The organism is Pseudomonas sp. FW305-7 (assembly GCF_058786735.1).
Genome location: NZ_JBYSZA010000003.1, coordinates 138,325 through 156,964 on the forward strand (window position 1 = coordinate 138,325; position 18,640 = coordinate 156,964).

Here is an 18,640-nt window from a genome sequence, read left to right on the forward strand (position 1 = left end):
GCCCCTTAGAAATAGCCTTGACGTTTTTTGTCTTCCATCGAGCCTGCGCCATCGTGGTCGATGACACGGCCCTGGCGCTCGGAAGTTCGCGTCAGGAGCATTTCCTGAATGATGTCCGTCAGGCTTTCGGCCTCGGACTCCACCGCGCCCGTCAACGGGTAGCAGCCAAGGGTACGGAAACGCACTTTCTTTTTGACGATGCGCGCTTTGTCTTCGTCGGACAGGTGCTCAAGGATGCGCTCGTCGTCGATCATGATCAGCGTGCCGTTCTTCTCGATCACTTCACGCTCGGCGGCAAAGTACAGCGGCACGATCGGGATGCCTTCGAGGTAGATGTACTGCCAGATGTCCAGCTCGGTCCAGTTCGACAACGGGAACACGCGAATGGATTCGCCCTTGTTGACCTTGCCGTTGTAGACGTTCCACAGCTCCGGACGCTGGTTTTTCGGATCCCAGCGGTGCTTGCTGTCGCGGAACGAGTACACGCGCTCTTTGGCACGGGACTTCTCTTCATCGCGACGGGCGCCGCCGAATGCTGCGTCGAAACCATGCTTGTCGAGTGCCTGCTTGAGGCCCTCGGTTTTCATGATGTCGGTGTGCTTGGCGCTACCGTGGGTGAATGGGTTGATGTTCTGCGCCACGCCGTCCGGGTTGATGTGAGTGATGAGGTCCAGGCCCAGTTCTTCGACCATCTTGTCGCGGAACTTGTACATCTCCTGGAATTTCCACCGGGTGTCGACGTGCATCACCGGAAACGGCAGTTTGCCCGGGAAGAACGCCTTGCGTGCCAGGTGCAGCATCACGGCGGAGTCTTTACCGATGGAGTACAGCATCACCGGGTTGTCGAACTCGGCGGCCACCTCGCGGATGATGTGGATGCTTTCCGCCTCCAGCTGTTTCAGATGCGTCAGTTTGTCGACCATGGCTACTCACGAAAGCTTTCTTATGAACGGCCAGCGGGCCGTGTTCGAGCGGGGAATCCTAGCACAGCGACCTCTTCTAATCAGGACGCCAACTAGATCGAAAGGGTATATGAATATGCCCACTCGTTTGGGCACCCACCCCCTGTAGGAGTGAGCCTGCTCGCGATAGCAGTGTGTCAGTCACTGCTATCCTGGATGTGACAAAGCTATCGCGAGCAGGCTCACTCCTACAGGGAAATGCGGTGGTTTTCAGATCGGATTCGGGCAGTCGATGAAGATGTGTTCGACGGCGAAACGCTTCGCCAGGTAATCACCGAGCGCCTGCACGCCATAACGTTCGGTGGCATGGTGGCCGGCGGCAATGAAGCTGATGTCGTTTTCCCGGGCGCTGTGGAAAGTTTGCTCGGAGGCCTCGCCGCTGATGAACAGATCAACGCCGGCAGCGATGGCGTTATCGATGTAGCCCTGACCACCACCGGTGCACCAGCCGACCCGGCGAATCATGCCGCTGCCTTCGATCAGCAGCGGTTCGCGCCCCATGCGTTCTTGCACTCGACGGGCAAAATCACGGGCGTTCACCGGCTCGTCCAGCGACCCCACCAGCCCGACGATCTTCAGATTGTCCGGATCCAGCGGGCCTTCGACGGTGATGTCCAGTTGACGCGCCAGTTGCACGTTGTTGCCGACGTCCGGGTGCAGGTCCAGCGGCAAGTGGTAGGCAAGCAGACTGATGTCGTGCTTGAGCAGGGTCTTGAGGCGACGCTGCTTCATGCCGGTGATGCACGGGTTCTCGCCTTTCCAGAAATAACCGTGGTGTACCAGCACCAGATCGGCCTCGGCTTCGACAGCAGCATCAAGCAACGCCTGACTGGCGGTGACGCCACTGACGATGCGCATCACCTGCGGTCGGCCCTCGACCTGCAAGCCGTTGGGGCAATAATCGGCAATTTTTGCAGCGCCAAGATAACGGTCGGCTTCTTCGACGAGGGTGCTGAGGGCAACGGCCATGAAAGACTCCTAAATATCCCGTTCAGAGGCACGCGCGGCCTCGTATAATGCGCGACATTATGGGCGGTCTGACCCCGCCTGCAACTTTTCCAGGACGTGCTTAATGCTCAAGGCGCTGCGTTTTATGGGTTGGCCGCTGTTGGCCGGCGTGCTTATCGCTCTGTTGATTATTCAGCGTTACCCGCAGTGGGTCGGGCTGCCGAGCCTCGACGTCAACCTGCAACAGGCTCCGCAAACCACCAGCGTGCAGCAGGGGCCGGTGTCCTATGCGGACGCAGTGACCATCGCCGCGCCGTCGGTGGTTAACCTGTACACCACCAAAGTCATCAACAAACCGGCGCATCCGCTGTTTGAAGATCCGCAGTTCCGCCGCTTCTTCGGTGACAACTCGCCGAAGCAAAAGCGCATGGAATCGAGCCTCGGCTCCGGCGTGATCATGAGCCCGGAAGGCTACATCCTCACCAACAACCACGTGACCAGCGGTGCCGACCAAATCGTTGTGGCGCTGAAGGATGGCCGCGAAACCCTCGCACGGGTGATCGGCAGCGACCCGGAAACCGACCTCGCGGTCTTGAAGATCGACCTGAAAAACCTGCCGGCCATCACCGTCGGCCGCTCCGACAACATTCGCATCGGCGACGTCGCGCTGGCCATCGGCAACCCCTTCGGCGTTGGCCAGACTGTGACCATGGGCATCATCAGTGCCACCGGGCGTAATCAGTTGGGCCTGAACAACTACGAAGATTTCATCCAGACCGACGCAGCGATCAACCCGGGCAACTCCGGCGGCGCGCTGGTCGACGCCAACGGCAACCTCACCGGGATCAACACGGCGATCTTCTCCAAATCCGGTGGCTCGCAGGGCATCGGTTTCGCGATTCCGGTGAAGCTGGCAATGGAAGTAATGAAGTCGATCATCGAGCACGGCCAGGTGATTCGCGGCTGGTTGGGGATTGAAGTGCAGCCGCTGACTCAGGAGCTGGCAGAGTCGTTCGGTTTGTCCGGACGTCCGGGGATTGTCGTTGCCGGGATCTTCCGCGACGGCCCGGCGCAGAAGGCCGGCCTGCAATTGGGCGACGTGATTCTGAGCATCGATGGCGAACCGGCCGGTGATGGTCGCCGTTCGATGAACCAGGTCGCGCGGATCAAACCGACTGACAAAGTGACGATTCAGGTGATGCGTAACGGCAAGGAACTGAAACTCACCGCTGAAATCGGCTTGCGTCCACCACCGGCGCCGGTGCAGGAAAAAGAAGAGTAAAACTTTTTTCGCGCCGACAGCGCGGATAAAAGACATTCTCAACAGGCATGTTATATTGTTTCAATTTTGATAATTGGAACAACATAACATGTCGTCTCGAACAAAGGCCTCTCTGCTGGGCCTAAGCCTCGGTTTGCTGGTCGATCCAGCCTGCGCTGAAGAACCCAAACCCCTCGAACTCGACGCCATCAGCGTCATCTCCGACTATGAATCCCCGACCGGACCGGTCAAAGGCTACCGCGCCACCCGCTCGTCCAGCGCGACAAAAACCGACACGGCGATTCGCGATATCCCGCAAGCGATCAGCGTGGTGCCCGCCAGCGTGCTCAAGGATCTGGGCAGCAGCAGCGTCGAGCGCGCACTGGATTTTGCCGGTGGCGTGTCGAAGCAAAATAACTTTGGCGGCCTCACCCTCTACGAATACAGCGTGCGCGGCTTCACCACGTCGGAGTTCTACAAAGACGGCTTCAGCGCCAATCGCGGTTATCCGAGCACGCCTGACGCGGCCAACATCGAACGTATCGAAGTGCTCAAAGGCCCGGCGGCCAGCCTTTATGGTCGAGGCGATCCCGGCGGCACAGTGAACATCGTCACCAAGAAACCGCAGCCCGAAGCCTTCACCACCCTGCAAACCAGCGCCGGCAGTTGGGACCGCTACCGCACCGCCCTGGATGTCAACACGCCGCTGGATGATCAGGGCAATGTGCTCTCGCGGATCAACCTCGCGGTCGAAGACAACAACAGCTTTCGCGATCACGTCGACAGCCAGCGCCTCTTCGTCGCACCCTCGATCAGTTGGCAATTGAACCCGGACACGTCGCTGTTGATTGAGAGCGAAATCGTCCGGCACAGCTCCACCTTCGATCGTGGCATCGTTGCGCCGAACAACAAGTGGAGCGGCGTCTCGCGCTCGACTTTCCTCGGCGAACCCAACGACGGCAACATCGACAACCACAACAACTTGCTGCAGGCGACCCTCGAACATCACCTCAATGACAGCTGGAAACTGCGTCTGGCCAGCCATTACAAAGAAGGCAAACTCTGGGGCGACGCTTCCGAATCTCGCCCGTTGAATGCCGACGGTCACACCGTCAACCGCCGCTATCGCGAACGCGATACCAACTGGCACGACAGCATCACCCAACTGGAATTGCGCGGCCTCTTCGACCTCGGCCCGTGGCAACACGAACTGCTGATCGGCAGCGAATACGAAAACTTCCGCAAGAACGAGCGCGTCACCACCATTGCCGGTGGCCCTTACGCCATCGACATCTACAAACCGATCTACGGCCAGCCGAAACCCAGTGGCGCTCGCTCAGGCACGGACTTCTTCGAACACGTCGAAAGCCACGCCTTGAACCTGCAGGATCAAATCGTCTTCAGCGATAAATTACGCGGGATGATCGGTGCGCGTTTCGAGCATTTCGACCAGCGCATCGACGACCACAGCCGTAACGCCAAGAGCAGCCAGCGTCATGACGCGCTCACCCAACGCGCCGGTCTGCTCTATCAACTGACGCCGAACACCGGCCTGTTCGCCAACGCCTCGACCTCGTTCAAACCGAACAACGGCCTCGACGCCTCCGGCAAATCCTTCGACCCCGAAGAAGGTGTCGGTTACGAAGTCGGCATCAAGAACGACCTGTTCGACGAGCGCCTGAGCAGCACCCTCGCCTTCTTTCACATCGACAAGGAAAACGTCCTCGCCCTCGACCCGGCCACTGACACCAGCCGTGCTGTGGGCAAGGCACGCAGTCGCGGTTTCGATTGGCAAGTGACCGGGCAAGTGACCGATGCGCTGCGGGTGATCGGCGCCTTCGCTTACATCGACGCCGAAGTGACCAAGGGCGACGCGACGATTCCCACCGGCAGCCGCATCCTCGGTGTGGCCAAACGCAGTGGCAGTCTGCTCGGTGTTTATGAGTTTCAGGATGGTCATTTGCGCGGCTCGGACGTCGGCGCGGCGTTCACTTATGTCGGTGACCGCTCGGGGGAGTCCGGCAGCGATTTCGAATTGCCGGCCTACCAGACCGTCGACCTGCTCGCCCATTACAAGGCCAGCGACAACGTCACCGTCGGGCTGAACCTGAACAACGTCTTCGACGAGAAGTATTACGAGCGCTCCTACAGCAACTACTGGGTCAACCCCGGTGAGCCGCGCAACTTCACTGTCAGCCTGACCCTCAACCTGTAAAAGGAAGCCCCCATGCAATACGGCAAAACCCTCGTGCTCATCGCCGCGCTGTTCGCCGGCCAAGTCTCGGCCCACGGCCTGTGGACCGAACAACGACGCGGCAATATCGAAGTGATCTACGGCCATGGCGCTGAAGACAACGCGTTCAAGGCGCAGAAGATCAGTGGTGCCTGGGCATATGACGCGGGCGGCAAAATGATTCCGGTCAGCGTCGAGCGCCTGGCGGATCACGCACGGCTAAAACCATTGAAGTCGCCTGCGGTTATGGCCGTGGCATTGAATAACGGCATGTGGTCGCAAACCGCCGACAAGAAGTGGATCAACGAAGGACGCAGCAAAGTCCCCGGCGCTGTCGAGGCGACGGAGACGTTCAAATACAGCCTGGCGATTTATCAGCCGGGGGCGAAGCTGCCGAAACTGGATCAGATCAAATTGCTGATTCTGCCGGAGGTTGATCCGCTGACTGTTGGCCCGGGGAATTCATTGCCGGTGCAGGTGTTGCTCGATGGCAAACCGGCGGCGGGGGTGAAACTGATTGGCGATTATCGCAGTGCGCCGAACACCTTGAGCACCGAGACGGACATGGATGGGCGTGCGCAAGTGCTGGTGCGTAATGAAGGGTTGAATGTGATTGCGGCGCAGGTTGAGGTACCGGTGAAGAACAGCACTGATGTGGACAGTCGTGGGTTGTTCAGTTCGCTGACATTCCTTGGCGAGCCACATCACGAGTAAGCGGAGTCACCCACCCAATCGGTCAAAACACCTCGATATCTCAGATCGATGTAAATACTGAAATGCCCCTCGATCGATCCTCTCTATATTGGGTAGAGGTAGGGGCTTTTACATTTAACGTTTACCGCTCCGAATTACGAATTACGAATCCAAGTAAAAACAGTCCACTCTGACTTGATTCTTTAGAAGCAAGAACCCTCCGACCTATTCCAAATCAAGCTAAAAAACTGTCATTTCTATCAGTAGGCAGACGCTAACTCATAAAAATAAACTAACGACTGAAAAAACGAATAGAACCCTCCGCCCCCAAACAGAATCATTAACGAAAAAAGGATAACGTTATGAAGTCATCTAAAACAAGCAACGGCACCGGTACGTTAGAAGCAAGATCACCGGAAGGGCTGACTATTAAGGCCAAACAAATCCAGTTTACCTTCACGGGTTCAGAATACCCCTGGATGCTTGCTGGCAAAGACGAGCATTCGGGTGTGACGCTGGCTTTCCCTCCAGCTCTTGGAGATGGTGCTCATATCATCGACTATCCTGCGGACTTGGATCATGGGCCTGTCGTAGAGTTTTGGTCCTACCAACTCCCGGAACAAGATACCCGTGAACCAAAATTTGGCAGGGCGTCCATCGTGATTGGGACAGTCAACGGCTTAAAATCTGTAAATGGAACTTTTGAATTTCTTGATGCTGATAAAGCTCTCATCTTGAACGGAAATTTTAATGTCCAACAAATGAGCAAATAAACCATTCAAAACAGCAATACAAACCAACCTTTGCTGATCGTTCCACACGCAGCATGGGAACGATCAACTTACAAAGTTATAAATCACCCAACCCATTGATCAACGCCTGATTCTGCTCCGGCGTACCAATCGAAATCCGCAGGAACTGTGCAATCCGCTCCTGCTTGAAGTGCCGCACGATCACGCCCTGCTCGCGCAGTTTCGCCGCCAGCCCTGCCGCATCGTGTTGCGGGTGACGGGCAAAGATGAAGTTGGCTGCCGACGGCAGCACTTCAAAACCTTTGGCCTGCAACTGCGCAATCACCCACTCGCGACTCTCGATGACCAATCGGCAAGTCTTGTCGAAGTACTCGCGATCCTCGAATGCCGCCGCCGCGCCGACATTCGCCAGACGATCCAGTGGATAGGAGTTGAAGCTGTTCTTGATCCGCTCCAGCGCCTCGATCAGATCCGGATGCCCCACCGCCAGACCGACCCGCAGGCCGGCCAGCGAACGCGACTTGGACAGGGTCTGCGTCACCAACAGGTTTGGATAACGATCCACCAGACTGATCGCCGTCTCGCCGCCGAAGTCGATGTAAGCCTCGTCCACGACCACCACCGAATCAGCGCTGGCCTTGAGGATTTGCTCGACCGCGTCCAGCGCCAACAGGCAACCGGTCGGGGCGTTCGGGTTAGGGAAAATGATCCCGCCGTTCGGCTTGGCGTAGTCCGCCGGGTTGATCCGGAATTGCGCATCCAGCGGCACGGCGTCGAACTTGATGCCATACAACCCGCAATAGACCGGGTAGAAGCTGTAGCTGATGTCCGGGAACAGAATCGGCTGCTCGTGCTGCAACAGACCGTGGAAGATGTGCGCAAGCACTTCGTCCGAGCCGTTGCCGAGGAATACCTGATTGCTCTGCACGCCGTAATACTTGGCGACGGCGTTTTTCAGCAGATCGCTGTTCGGATCCGGGTACAGGCGCAGGTTGTCATTGAGTTCGGTCTGCATCGCCGCCAAGGCTTTTGGCGATGGGCCATACGGGTTTTCGTTGGTGTTGAGCTTGACCAACTTGGTCAGCTTCGGCTGTTCGCCCGGCACATAAGGCACCAGATCCTTGACGAACGGGCTCCAGAATTTACTCATGATCATTCCCCCTGCCCTTGAAGAAAGTCGTCGTCTTTGATGCGGTATTCGGCGCTGCGGGCGTGCGCGCTGAGCGATTCGCCACGGGCCAGTACCGATGCAGTTTTACCCAGCTCGGAAGCACCTGCTTCGGAGCAGAAGATGATCGACGAACGTTTCTGGAAGTCGTACACGCCCAGCGGCGAAGAGAACCGCGCAGTGCCGGAAGTCGGCAATACGTGGTTCGGGCCTGCGCAGTAATCGCCCAGCGCTTCGGAGGTGTGACGGCCCATGAAGATCGCGCCGGCGTGGCGGATCTGCGGCAGCCAGGCTTGCGGGTCAGCGACCGACAACTCCAGGTGCTCCGGGGCGATACGGTTGGCAACTTCGATGGCTTGCGCCATGTCGCGCACGTGAATCAGCGCGCCGCGACCATTGATCGAGGTTTCGATGATGGTCGCGCGGTCCATGGTCGGCAGCAGTTTGTCGATGCTGGCGGCGACTTTGTCGAGGAACTCGGCATCCGGGCTGACCAGAATCGCCTGGGCGTCTTCGTCGTGCTCGGCCTGGGAAAACAGGTCCATGGCGATCCAGTCCGGGTCGGTCTGGCCGTCGCAGACCACAAGGATTTCCGAAGGGCCGGCGATCATGTCGATGCCGACCTGACCAAATACGTGACGTTTGGCCGTGGCGACATAAATGTTGCCCGGGCCAACGACCTTGTCCACTTGCGGCACGCTTTCGGTGCCATAAGCCAGAGCAGCAACCGCTTGCGCGCCACCGATGGTGAACACCCGGTCAACACCAGCGATGCACGCGGCGGCCAGCACCAGTTCGTTGATTTCACCGCGCGGGGTCGGCACGACCATGACCACTTCGGTCACGCCGGCAACCTTGGCCGGAATCGCGTTCATCAACACCGACGACGGGTACGACGCCTTGCCGCCCGGCACGTAGAGGCCGGCGCGATCCAGTGGTGTGACCTTCTGGCCAAGCACGGTGCCGTCGGCTTCGGTGTAGCTCCACGAGTCCTGTTTCTGTTTTTCGTGGTAGCTGCGCACACGGGCGGCGGCTTTTTCCAGCGCTTCGCGCTGCGCCACGGTGATGCGAGTCAGGGCCAGCTCCAGGCGCTCGCGCGGCAGGATCAGGTCGGCCATCGAGGCGACTTCGAGGCCGTCGAACTTCTGGGTGAACTCGACCAGCGCCGCGTCACCGCGCTCGCGCACAGCCTTGATGATGTCCAGCACGCGCTGATTGACCGAGTCGTCAGACACACTTTCCCAGCTCAGCAGATGATCCAGATGATGCGCGAAATCCGGGTCAGCAGCGTTGAGTCGGCGAATTGCAGTCGGTGCGGTCATAGCGAGAGCCTCATAGGAATGGCAAAAAACTCAGGCGCCCGAAACTATCATTCGATCCGCTTGGGCACCTGAGAATTCTGGCTATGAGGCGGATAGACGGCGCGACCTGGGGTCGCGCAGGTAGATCAGCCGCGGTGTCGCGATTCCACTGCGTTGCGCAGGGTATCGATCAACGCCTGGATTCGGGCGTGTTGCATTTTCATCGAAGCCTTGTTGACCACCAGGCGCGAGCTGATCGTAGCGATCAGTTCCTGAGGTTCCAGGCCGTTGGCGCGCAGGGTGTTGCCGGTGTCGACCACGTCGATGATCTTGTCCGCCAGACCGATCAGCGGCGCCAGCTCCATCGAACCGTACAGCTTGATAATGTCGACCTGACGGCCCTGCTCGGCGTAATAGCGCTTGGCGACGTTGACGAACTTGGTCGCCACGCGCAGACGGCCCTTGGGCTCGGCGGCGCCGATCTTGCCGGCGGTCATCAGTTTGCACTGAGCGATCTGCAGATCCAGTGGCTCGTACAGGCCCTGGCCGGTGTATTCCATCAGCACATCTTTACCGGCAACGCCGAGGTCGGCCGCGCCATGCTCGACATAGGTCGGCACGTCGGTGGCGCGCACGATCAGCAGGCGTACGTCGTCCTGCGTCGTGGGGATGATCAGCTTGCGACTCTTGTCCGGATTCTCGGTCGGCACGATGCCCGCTTCAGCGAGAAGCGGCAGCGTGTCGTCAAGGATGCGGCCCTTGGACAGTGCGATGGTCAACATGGGAAACGTCAGTCCTTATCAAGGTACTCATGTCCGGTCGCAATCGGCGCCGGACACACATCGAGGTTTTCACGGATGAAAACCTCGACTCGAAACGAATTCAGTGGACACGTCCCTGTGTCCCGATGCAGCGATCAGCCCGGAACGCGACGGATCTTGGCACCCAGCATCTGCAATTTTTCTTCGATGCACTCGTAACCACGGTCGATGTGGTAGATGCGGTCGATCAGGGTATCGCCTTCGGCAACCAGTGCCGAGATCACCAGGCTGGCCGACGCCCGCAGGTCGGTCGCCATCACAGGCGCGCCTTTCAGCACTTCAGTACCGGTAACGATGGCGGTGTTGCCTTCGACCTGGATCTTGGCGCCCATGCGGTGCAGTTCATAAACGTGCATGAAACGGTTTTCGAAGATCGTCTCGATCACGGCACCAGTGCCTTCGGCAATGGCGTTGAGCGAGATGAACTGCGCCTGCATGTCGGTCGGGAACGCCGGGTACGGCGCGGTGCGCACGTTGACCGCTTTCGGGCGCTTGCCGTGCATGTTCAGCTCGATCCAGTCTTCACCGCAGGTGATTTCTGCGCCGGACTCACGAAGCTTTTCCAGAACCGCTTCAAGGATGGTCGGATCGGTGTCCTTGACCTTGACGCGACCACCGGTGACCGCAGCAGCCACCAGGTAGGTGCCGGTTTCGATACGGTCAGGCATGACTTTGTAGAAGCACGAACCCAGACGCTCGACGCCATCAATGGTGATGGTGTCGGTGCCAGCGCCGGAAACCTTGGCGCCCATGGCGTTGAGGAAGTTCGCCAGGTCAACCACTTCAGGCTCGCGCGCGGCGTTCTGCAGCACGCTGCGGCCCTTGGCCAGAGCAGCGGCCATCATGATGTTTTCGGTACCGGTCACGCTGACGGTATCGAAGAAGAATTGTGCACCGCGCAGGCCGCCTTCAGGCGCCTTGGCCTTGATGTAGCCGCCTTCGACGTCGATCACTGCGCCCATGGCTTCGAGACCGCGAATGTGCAGGTCGACCGGACGCGAACCGATGGCGCAACCGCCAGGCAGCGCGACTTCGGCTTCACCGAAACGGGCAACCATCGGGCCCAGTACCAGAATCGAGGCACGCATGGTTTTCACCAGTTCGTACGGCGCGATCAGGGTCTTGATGGTGCGTGGGTCGATTTCGACGCTGAGCTTCTCGTCAATCACCGGCTCAATGCCCATGCGCCCGAACAGCTCGATCATGGTGGTGATGTCGTGCAGGTGCGGCAGGTTGCCGACCGTCACCGGGCCATCGCACAGCAGGGTGGCGGCCAGGATCGGCAGGGCAGAGTTCTTTGCCCCGGAAATGCGGATCTCGCCATCAAGACGAGCGCCACCAGTAATAATCAATTTATCCATAAGAATCTCGACGCCCTTAGGCTCAGGTGCGCTCGGCCCAGGCCGCGCTGCTGAAAAATTTCATAGTGACCGCATGGATGCTGCCATCGGTGATCCATGGGTTCAAATGGGCATAGATCTGCTGCTGACGCTTCACCGGGCTCAACGCCGCCAGTTCATCGCTAATCACGTTCAGCTGGAAATTGCAGCCTTCGCCCTCAACTTCTACCAACGTTCCGGGCAGCTTTCCTTCAAGGAAGCTCTTCACTTCTACGGCCTGCATGCTCAACCTCAATCGGCGCCCTGTGCGCACGGGTCGGACATCATACAAAAAAGCCCCGCGCCTGCGAACCCCGCATTGGCAGGACTCTGACGGGGGGCTTCTTTATCGATGCGGGTTCAGGGTTGCGCCAACAGCTCGGTCAGTTCGCTGACCTGAGCGATTTCGCGCATGTCTTCGGGCATCGCCCGGATGCTGACCGCTTTGCCGGCGGCTTGTGCATCACGGATGAAGCACAGCAGCAACGACAAACCGACGCTGCTGGACTTCTTCACTGCCGAGCAATCAATGACCAGCGAAGCAGCCTTGCTCGACTTGATCAGCGCCTGACCTTCCTTGCGCAGGTCAGGGCCGGTGCGGTAGTCCAGCACTCCGCTGAGCAATAGCTCGTCGACATCACTCATACGAACTGCCGCCTCATTCATTGCGCTGGCTTCTCGGCAGCTTGCTCGGTGGTTTGCTTGGCCTTGGCCACTTCACCTGCCCAGTTGTTGATGGTCTTGTCCAGATCATTGCCGTTGCGCTGCATCGCGTCGGCGAACTGATCACGGAACAGCTTGCCGATGTTGATGCCGTTGATGATCACGTTGCGCAGTTTCCACTCGCCGTTGATCTTCTCCAGCGTGTATTGCACAGGATAGATCGCGCCGTTGCTGCCCTTGACGGTCATGCCAACGCTGGTGCGGTCACCCGACTCATCCTTGGCAGGATCGACGGTAATGCCCTGGTTGTTGTATTCGAGCAAGGCGTTGCCGTAGAACTGAAACAGGCCTTTCTTGAAGTTTTCCTCGAAGGTCCGCATCTGCGCCGGCGTAGCCTTGCGCGAATACTTGACCGTCATGATGCTTTTGGAAATACCTTCGGCATCCACCACCGGGCCGACGATGGTGTTCAACGCCGTATAGAAATCCTGCGGATCCTGCTTGTACTTCTCTTTATTGGCCTGCAGATCGGAAAGCATCCGGTTCGTGGTGTCCTGAACCAGATCGTGCGCCGACTGTGCCGCCACAGCGGTACCCATCAGTGGCAGTGTCGCGAGTAACACCAACAGGCCACGTCGCAAGGTAGAGATCATTCAAAAGCTCCTCATTTGGCGTCTTTGCTAACGGTATTGAGCAGGAATTTACCGATCAGGTCTTCCAGTACCAGAGACGACTGCGTGTCGTGGATGGTTCCACCATCCTTCAGACGGGTGTCCTCCCCGCCCACGCTGATACCGATGTATTTCTCGCCCAGCAGACCCGCAGTCAGGATAGATGCTGTGGAGTCGGTCGGCAGATTGTCGACCTTCTTGTCCACTTGCAGGGTCACCCGACCGGTGAAGCTGTCGCGATCCAGATCGATTGCGGTGACCTTGCCGATGGTCACACCGGCCATGGTCACTTTGGCTCTGACCGTCAAACCGGCAATATTGTCGAAGTAGGCATAAAGTTTATAGGTGTCGGTGGTCGAAGTCGGAGACAGGCCACTGACCCGCAAAGCAAGCAGCAACAAAGCCAGGATCCCTGCCAGCAGGAACAGGCCGACACCGATTTCCAGGGTGCGGTTTTGCATCAGAAATCTCCAAACATCAAAGCGGTCAGAATAAAGTCCAGGCCCAGCACTGCCAGCGAGGCAAACACTACGGTCTTGGTGGTGGCGCGACTGATGCCCTCGGAAGTGGGCTCACAGTCATAGCCCTGAAATACGGCGATCCAGGTCACGACGAAGGCAAACACGATACTTTTGATGACGCCGTTGAGCACGTCACTGGTGAAGTTCACGCTGTTTTGCATGTTCGCCCAGTACGAGCCTTCATACACGCCCAGCCAGTCGACAGCCACCCACGAGCCGCCCCAGATACCCACCACGCTGAAAATCATCGCCAGCACCGGCAGGGAAATGAAACCGGCCCACAGACGCGGGGCAATAATGTATTTGAGCGGGTCGACACCGATCATTTCCAGGCTGGAAAGCTGTTCGGTGGACTTCATGTTGCCGATTTCTGCGGTCAGTGCCGATCCGGCGCGCCCGGCGAACAGCAGTGCGGTCACCACCGGGCCGAGTTCACGCAACAGCGTCAGCGCAACCATCTGCCCCACTGCCTGCTCCGAACCGTAGCTCGACAGAATGCTGAAGCCCTGCAGCGCCAGCACCATGCCGATGAAAATACCGGAGACCACGATGATCACCAGCGACATCACGCCGACCGAATGCAGTTGTTTGACCAGCAAACCGAAACCGCCGCTGATCCCGCCACGCCCCAACAAGGCGTGAAACAGGAACAGCGTTGCCCGACCAAACACCGCAATGGCGTCGATCGCCGCTTCGCCGAAACGGCGCACGCGTTCTATTAATGAAATTCTGCGCATCAGCGCTTCCCCAGAAGATCTGCGCGGTAATCCGTCGCTGGAAAATGGTACGGCACCGGGCCATCGGGATTGCCGGTCATGAACTGACGAATACGCGGTTCATCCGAGTTCATCAACTCATCCGGCGTGCCCTGCCCCAGCACCTGACCATCACCCACTACATAGATGTAGTCGGCGATGCTCGCGGTTTCGGCCAGATCGTGGGACACCACGATGCTGGTGATCCCCAACGCATCGTTAAGCAGACGGATCAGTCGCACCAGCACGCCCATGGCAATCGGATCCTGACCGACGAACGGTTCGTCGTACATGAGAATCTGCGGATCGAGCGCAATCGCCCGGGCCAGCGCCACGCGGCGTTTCATGCCGCCGGACAGTTCATCGGGCATCAGCTCGATAGCGCCGCGCAGACCGACCGCCTGCAATTTCAGCAGAACGATGTCGCGGATCATTTCTTCGGGCAATTGGGTATGAACGCGCAGGGGAAAAGCGACGTTCTCGAACACATCGAGATCGGTGAACAGTGCGCCGCTCTGAAACAGCACACCCATGTGCTTGCGCGCATCGAACAGATCGCTGCGCGACAGCGCAGGCAGATTCTGACCGTTGACCCAGACTTCGCCACTGGACGGACGCAACTGTGCGCCCATCAACCGTAACAGCGTGGTCTTGCCACACCCGGAAGGCCCCATGATGCCGGTGACCTTGCCGCGCGGGATGCGAATATCGACGTTATTGAAAATGCTGCGCGCACCGCGCTTGAAGGAGACTCCCTTCAGCTCGACCGCGTAGGCGTTATCGGCACTCATCTAAACTCCTTGCGATGCAGCCTCTCACTCGGACGCCTGGCTTTACTTAAAAAGCACGTACATCCCGGGCAGGCCGAACTGGCGGCGAACTATATCACTGCAAAGGCCAAGCGCCCAAGGCTTGTACCGGCCCGTGTTCGGCGATATGACAGGTCTGGCGGCTGTTTCCCCGGGTTTTGGTAACGAGTAATGACAAAGCACGACGAACTTGCGTGAGGCTTTCCAACATAACCGCTATAATCGCCGCCTTTTCATCGGGCTATACGATTTCTGACATGAGCCAATCCAGCGACCTGATCCAATCGGCACAACGCACCATCCGCCTCGAAGTGGAAGCCGTACAAGGCTTGTTGCCCCATATCGACGCCGATTTCGTACGCGCTTGCGAGATGATTCTGGCCAGCAAGGGCCGTGTTGTGGTGGTCGGCATGGGCAAATCCGGGCACGTCGGTAACAAGATTGCCGCGACGCTGGCCAGCACCGGCACCCCGGCATTTTTCGTACACCCGGCCGAAGCCAGTCATGGCGACATGGGCATGATCACTCGCGATGACGTGATCCTCGCACTGTCGAACTCCGGCTCGACCAACGAAATCGTCACCCTGCTGCCGCTGATCAAGCGACTGGGCATCCAGTTGATCAGCGTGACCGGCAACCCGGCCTCGCCGCTGGCCAAGGCCGCCGAAGTCAACCTCAACGTACACGTCGAGCATGAAGCCTGCCCGCTGAACCTGGCCCCGACCTCCTCCACCACTGCCGCACTGGTCATGGGCGATGCCCTGGCTGTGGCATTGCTGGAAGCGCGCGGTTTCACCGCCGAAGACTTCGCCTTCTCCCACCCGGGTGGCGCCCTCGGCCGTCGTCTGCTGCTGAAGGTGGAAAACGTCATGCACGCCGGGCAGGAATTGCCGCAAGTGCAGCGCGGCACGCTGCTCAAGGACGCGCTGATGGAAATGACCCGCAAGGGTCTGGGCATGACCGTAATCCTTGAAGCCGATGGCAAACTGGCCGGAATCTTCACCGACGGCGATTTGCGCCGCACCCTGGATCGCAGCATCGACATTCGCAGCGCCACCATCGACCAGGTCATGACCGCCCACGGCAAGACTGCCCGGCCGGAGATGCTCGCCGCCGAAGCCCTGAAAATCATGGAAGACCACCGAATCAACGCACTGGTCGTTGTCGATGAGGAAGATCGCCCGGTCGGCGCGTTCAACCTCTCCGATCTGCTGCGCGCAGGAGTGATGTAAATGAGCACCGATCTGCTGCATCGCGGTAAAGCCATCAAACTGGCAGTTTTCGACGTCGACGGCGTCCTCACTGACGGACGTCTGTATTTCCTTGAGGACGGCAGTGAATTCAAGACATTCAATACGCTCGACGGCCAAGGCATCAAAATGCTGATGAACGCCGGCGTACAGACCGCCATCATCAGCGGACGCAAAACCCCCGTGGTCGAGCGCCGGGCGAAAAACCTGGGCATCCCGCACCTGTTTCAGGGGCGCGAAGACAAATTGGTGGTTCTGGACGGTCTACTTGAACAACTGGGCCTAAGCTATGAACAGGTCGCCTACCTCGGTGACGATCTGCCCGACCTGCCGGTGATTCGCCGCGTGGGACTGGGCATGGCCGTTGCCAACGCTGCCGATTTCGTCCGCGAACACGCTCACGGCGTGACTCGGGCCCGTGGCGGCGAAGGTGCCGCCCGCGAATTCTGCGAATTGATCCTGCGCGCCCAGGGCCGCCTTGATGCGGCCAACGCCGCGTACCTGTGAGCCAAACCATGTTTAGCAAAAAATTTCGCAACTTCCTGCTGTTCGGCTGCATCGCGGCGATATTCGCTGCGGTAGGCTACTGGAACATCAGCCCGGAACGCTTCCTCGACAAGCCTCCGGTCACGTCCGTCGAAACCCCTATCGACTGGTATGCAACCAATACGCATACCCTGCAATACCTGCCGGACGGCAAAGTGCAATATGAAATGACCTCCGACAAGGCCGAGCACGTCAAGGCGACCGACATCACGCTGGTCACCAAGCCTGACCTGAACATGTACCGCGGGACGGAATTTCCGTGGCATGTGACCAGTGAGCGCGGCGAAGTGAATTCGGGCGGCACCCAGGTCGAATTGATCGATTCGGTACGCATCAAGCGCACCGATGAGCAAAACCGCGATTTGCTGGTTACCTCCACGCGCATGACCGTGTTCCCGCAGGAACAATATGCGCAGACCGAGCAACCCGTTAGAATCGACGGCGCTGGCGGTGTATCGACTGGCGTGGGAATGAAAGCGTATCTGAAGGAAAGCAGGATACACCTGCTATCGAACGTAAGAGGACAGTATGAGGCTCGTTAAAACCCTCCCTATTTTGCTCAGTCTGGGCGCAGCACTGGGAAGCGTGAGCGCCTGGGCTCTGCCGAACGATCAGCAACAGCCGATCCGCATCCAGGCCGACGACGCCCAACTGGACGACAAGAATGGCATTGCCACTTATAAAGGCGACGTCATCATCACTCAGGGCTCGATGAAGGTTACCGGCAACACCGTGACCATCACTCGCACGCCGACCGGTGACATCGACGTGGTGACCTCGGTGGGCAACCTCGCCTACTTCGAACAACTGCAGACCGCTGGCGACACCAAGCCTGTTCAGGGCTGGGGCGTGACGATTCAGTACCACGCCGCGCAAAACCGCGTTGTGCTGATCGACAAGGCCAAGGTTGTCGACAAGGACAACAACACGACTCAAGGCGAGAAAATCGTCTATGACACCGTGAAGAAACTCGCCAGCGCCGGTCGCGCTACCGGCAGCAAGGTCACCGAGTCGCGTCCGCGCATCGACATGGTGATCCAGCCGAAGAAGAAAACCGACGAGAAAACCCAGTAATGGCAACTCTGAAAGCTCAGCACCTGGCCAAGGCCTATAAAAGCCGCCAGGTCGTGCGTGACGTCAGCCTGTCGATCGACAGCGGCCAGATCGTCGGCCTGCTCGGCCCGAACGGCGCCGGCAAGACCACCTGCTTCTATATGATCGTCGGCCTGGTACAGGCCGATCAGGGTCGCGTGCTGATCGACGATCTGGACGTCAGCCACCAGCCAATGCATGGCCGCGCCAAGGCCGGTATCGGCTATCTGCCGCAAGAAGCATCGATCTTCCGCAAACTGTCGGTGGCCGACAACATCATGGCCATCCTCGAGACCCGTCAGGAGCTCGACAAGGCCGGCCGTCGCAAAGAGCTGGAAAGCCTGCTGCAGGAATTCCACATCAGCCACATCCGCGACAACCTCGGCATGAGCCTGTCGGGTGGTGAACGCCGCCGGGTGGAAATCGCCCGTGCTCTGGCGACTGCGCCAAAATTCATCCTGCTCGACGAACCGTTCGCCGGTGTCGACCCGATTTCGGTCGGCGACATCAAGCAGATCATCCACCATCTCAAGGCCAAGGGCATCGGTGTACTGATCACCGACCACAACGTGCGTGAGACGCTGGACATCTGCGAAACCGCCTACATCGTCAACGACGGTCAACTGATCGCCGAAGGTGACTCCGCGACCATCCTGGCCAACGATCTGGTCAAGGAAGTGTATCTGGGCCACGAATTCCGCCTGTAAGCGCAAAGTGCCCGGTGAGCCGCCCGGGTGCTGTATCGATTCAAGCAGGATTTAATACGCTTTAATTGTTACAGCGCTCTAGGCAAACACTTCAGTTTCAGGCATATA

General features: G+C 58.7%; 21 protein-coding genes. 9 read left to right on the plus strand and 12 right to left on the minus strand.

What is annotated here, in order from left to right; translation table 11 throughout:
• Window positions 1–5: 5 nt before the first annotated feature.
• Both cysD and AC3WMT_RS05890 read right to left on the minus strand, forming a co-directional pair.
• Entirely contained in the window at window positions 6–923 is a 918-nt protein-coding gene (gene cysD / locus AC3WMT_RS05885) for a sulfate adenylyltransferase subunit CysD (RefSeq protein ID WP_007912374.1), read from the minus strand.
• 249 nt (window positions 924–1,172) lie between these two features.
• Window positions 1,173–1,931 carry a Nif3-like dinuclear metal center hexameric protein gene (locus tag AC3WMT_RS05890; protein WP_103303104.1) on the minus strand — a complete coding sequence of 253 codons (759 nt, stop codon included), beginning with the start codon at window positions 1,929–1,931 and terminating at the stop codon, window positions 1,173–1,175.
• Window positions 1,932–2,034: 103 nt separating this feature from the next.
• Between AC3WMT_RS05890 and algW the strand changes: the two genes are divergently transcribed.
• From algW to AC3WMT_RS05910, 4 genes are all read left to right on the plus strand, one after another.
• A complete protein-coding gene (gene algW / locus AC3WMT_RS05895) occupies window positions 2,035–3,192 on the plus strand; it encodes a Do family serine endopeptidase AlgW (protein ID WP_103303105.1) in 1,158 nt (385 codons plus the stop codon).
• An 88-nt stretch (window positions 3,193–3,280) separates the two neighbouring features.
• Window positions 3,281–5,386 (plus strand): TonB-dependent siderophore receptor, encoded by a 2,106-nt coding sequence (locus tag AC3WMT_RS05900; RefSeq protein ID WP_103303106.1) that lies wholly within the window; start codon window positions 3,281–3,283, stop codon window positions 5,384–5,386.
• Window positions 5,387–5,398: 12 nt separating this feature from the next.
• Window positions 5,399–6,118: a DUF4198 domain-containing protein gene (locus tag AC3WMT_RS05905; protein WP_103303107.1), complete on the plus strand. Its 720-nt coding sequence runs from the start codon at window positions 5,399–5,401 to the stop codon at window positions 6,116–6,118.
• Window positions 6,119–6,459: 341 nt separating this feature from the next.
• Window positions 6,460–6,870 (plus strand): hypothetical protein, encoded by a 411-nt coding sequence (locus tag AC3WMT_RS05910; RefSeq protein WP_103303108.1) that lies wholly within the window; start codon window positions 6,460–6,462, stop codon window positions 6,868–6,870.
• 76 nt (window positions 6,871–6,946) lie between these two features.
• On the opposite strand, the gene hisC is transcribed toward AC3WMT_RS05910, so the two are convergent.
• From hisC to AC3WMT_RS05960, 10 genes are all read right to left on the minus strand, one after another.
• Window positions 6,947–7,999, minus strand: a complete 1,053-nt coding sequence (gene hisC / locus AC3WMT_RS05915; protein WP_103303286.1) for a histidinol-phosphate transaminase — start codon at window positions 7,997–7,999, stop codon at window positions 6,947–6,949.
• A 2-nt stretch (window positions 8,000–8,001) separates the two neighbouring features.
• Window positions 8,002–9,339 carry a histidinol dehydrogenase gene (hisD, locus tag AC3WMT_RS05920; protein WP_103303109.1) on the minus strand — a complete coding sequence of 446 codons (1,338 nt, stop codon included), beginning with the start codon at window positions 9,337–9,339 and terminating at the stop codon, window positions 8,002–8,004.
• A gap of 125 nt (window positions 9,340–9,464) precedes the next feature.
• Window positions 9,465–10,100, minus strand: a complete 636-nt coding sequence (gene hisG / locus AC3WMT_RS05925; RefSeq protein WP_007967226.1) for an ATP phosphoribosyltransferase — start codon at window positions 10,098–10,100, stop codon at window positions 9,465–9,467.
• A 134-nt stretch (window positions 10,101–10,234) separates the two neighbouring features.
• Window positions 10,235–11,500: a UDP-N-acetylglucosamine 1-carboxyvinyltransferase gene (gene murA, locus AC3WMT_RS05930; protein ID WP_103303110.1), complete on the minus strand. Its 1,266-nt coding sequence runs from the start codon at window positions 11,498–11,500 to the stop codon at window positions 10,235–10,237.
• A gap of 22 nt (window positions 11,501–11,522) precedes the next feature.
• Window positions 11,523–11,762 carry a BolA family protein gene (locus AC3WMT_RS05935; RefSeq protein WP_007912386.1) on the minus strand — a complete coding sequence of 80 codons (240 nt, stop codon included), beginning with the start codon at window positions 11,760–11,762 and terminating at the stop codon, window positions 11,523–11,525.
• Window positions 11,763–11,878: 116 nt separating this feature from the next.
• Window positions 11,879–12,184, minus strand: a complete 306-nt coding sequence (locus tag AC3WMT_RS05940; RefSeq protein WP_103303111.1) for an STAS domain-containing protein — start codon at window positions 12,182–12,184, stop codon at window positions 11,879–11,881.
• On the minus strand, window positions 12,181–12,834 hold the full coding sequence (locus tag AC3WMT_RS05945; protein WP_103303112.1) for an MlaC/ttg2D family ABC transporter substrate-binding protein: 654 nt from the start codon (window positions 12,832–12,834) through the stop codon (window positions 12,181–12,183). Before AC3WMT_RS05945 ends, AC3WMT_RS05940 begins: the two co-directional genes overlap by 4 nt.
• A gap of 11 nt (window positions 12,835–12,845) precedes the next feature.
• Entirely contained in the window at window positions 12,846–13,313 is a 468-nt protein-coding gene (gene mlaD / locus AC3WMT_RS05950) for an outer membrane lipid asymmetry maintenance protein MlaD (RefSeq protein ID WP_007967220.1), read from the minus strand.
• Window positions 13,313–14,110: a lipid asymmetry maintenance ABC transporter permease subunit MlaE gene (gene mlaE, locus AC3WMT_RS05955; protein ID WP_103303113.1), complete on the minus strand. Its 798-nt coding sequence runs from the start codon at window positions 14,108–14,110 to the stop codon at window positions 13,313–13,315. The genes mlaD and mlaE overlap by 1 nt, the downstream gene beginning before the upstream one ends.
• Window positions 14,110–14,919: an ATP-binding cassette domain-containing protein gene (locus AC3WMT_RS05960; RefSeq protein WP_103303114.1), complete on the minus strand. Its 810-nt coding sequence runs from the start codon at window positions 14,917–14,919 to the stop codon at window positions 14,110–14,112. The genes mlaE and AC3WMT_RS05960 overlap by 1 nt, the downstream gene beginning before the upstream one ends.
• A gap of 275 nt (window positions 14,920–15,194) precedes the next feature.
• On the opposite strand from AC3WMT_RS05960, the gene AC3WMT_RS05965 reads away from it, so the two are divergent.
• Genes AC3WMT_RS05965 through lptB form a run of 5 tightly spaced genes read left to right on the plus strand, consistent with a single transcriptional unit; the run spans window position 15,195 to window position 18,532 of the window.
• Window positions 15,195–16,169: a KpsF/GutQ family sugar-phosphate isomerase gene (locus AC3WMT_RS05965; protein WP_047299779.1), complete on the plus strand. Its 975-nt coding sequence runs from the start codon at window positions 15,195–15,197 to the stop codon at window positions 16,167–16,169.
• Window positions 16,170–16,694, plus strand: coding sequence for a KdsC family phosphatase (locus tag AC3WMT_RS05970; protein ID WP_103303115.1), 525 nt, complete (start codon window positions 16,170–16,172; stop codon window positions 16,692–16,694).
• 8 nt (window positions 16,695–16,702) lie between these two features.
• Window positions 16,703–17,275 carry an LPS export ABC transporter periplasmic protein LptC gene (gene lptC, locus AC3WMT_RS05975; RefSeq protein ID WP_103303116.1) on the plus strand — a complete coding sequence of 191 codons (573 nt, stop codon included), beginning with the start codon at window positions 16,703–16,705 and terminating at the stop codon, window positions 17,273–17,275.
• Window positions 17,262–17,807 (plus strand): lipopolysaccharide transport periplasmic protein LptA, encoded by a 546-nt coding sequence (gene lptA / locus AC3WMT_RS05980; protein WP_103303117.1) that lies wholly within the window; start codon window positions 17,262–17,264, stop codon window positions 17,805–17,807. Before lptC ends, lptA begins: the two co-directional genes overlap by 14 nt.
• The gene (lptB, locus tag AC3WMT_RS05985; RefSeq protein WP_007953572.1) at window positions 17,807–18,532 is read left to right on the plus strand and encodes an LPS export ABC transporter ATP-binding protein; all 726 of its coding nucleotides are present in this window, start codon (window positions 17,807–17,809) and stop codon (window positions 18,530–18,532) included. Before lptA ends, lptB begins: the two co-directional genes overlap by 1 nt.
• The last annotated feature ends 108 nt before the right edge of the window (window positions 18,533–18,640 follow it).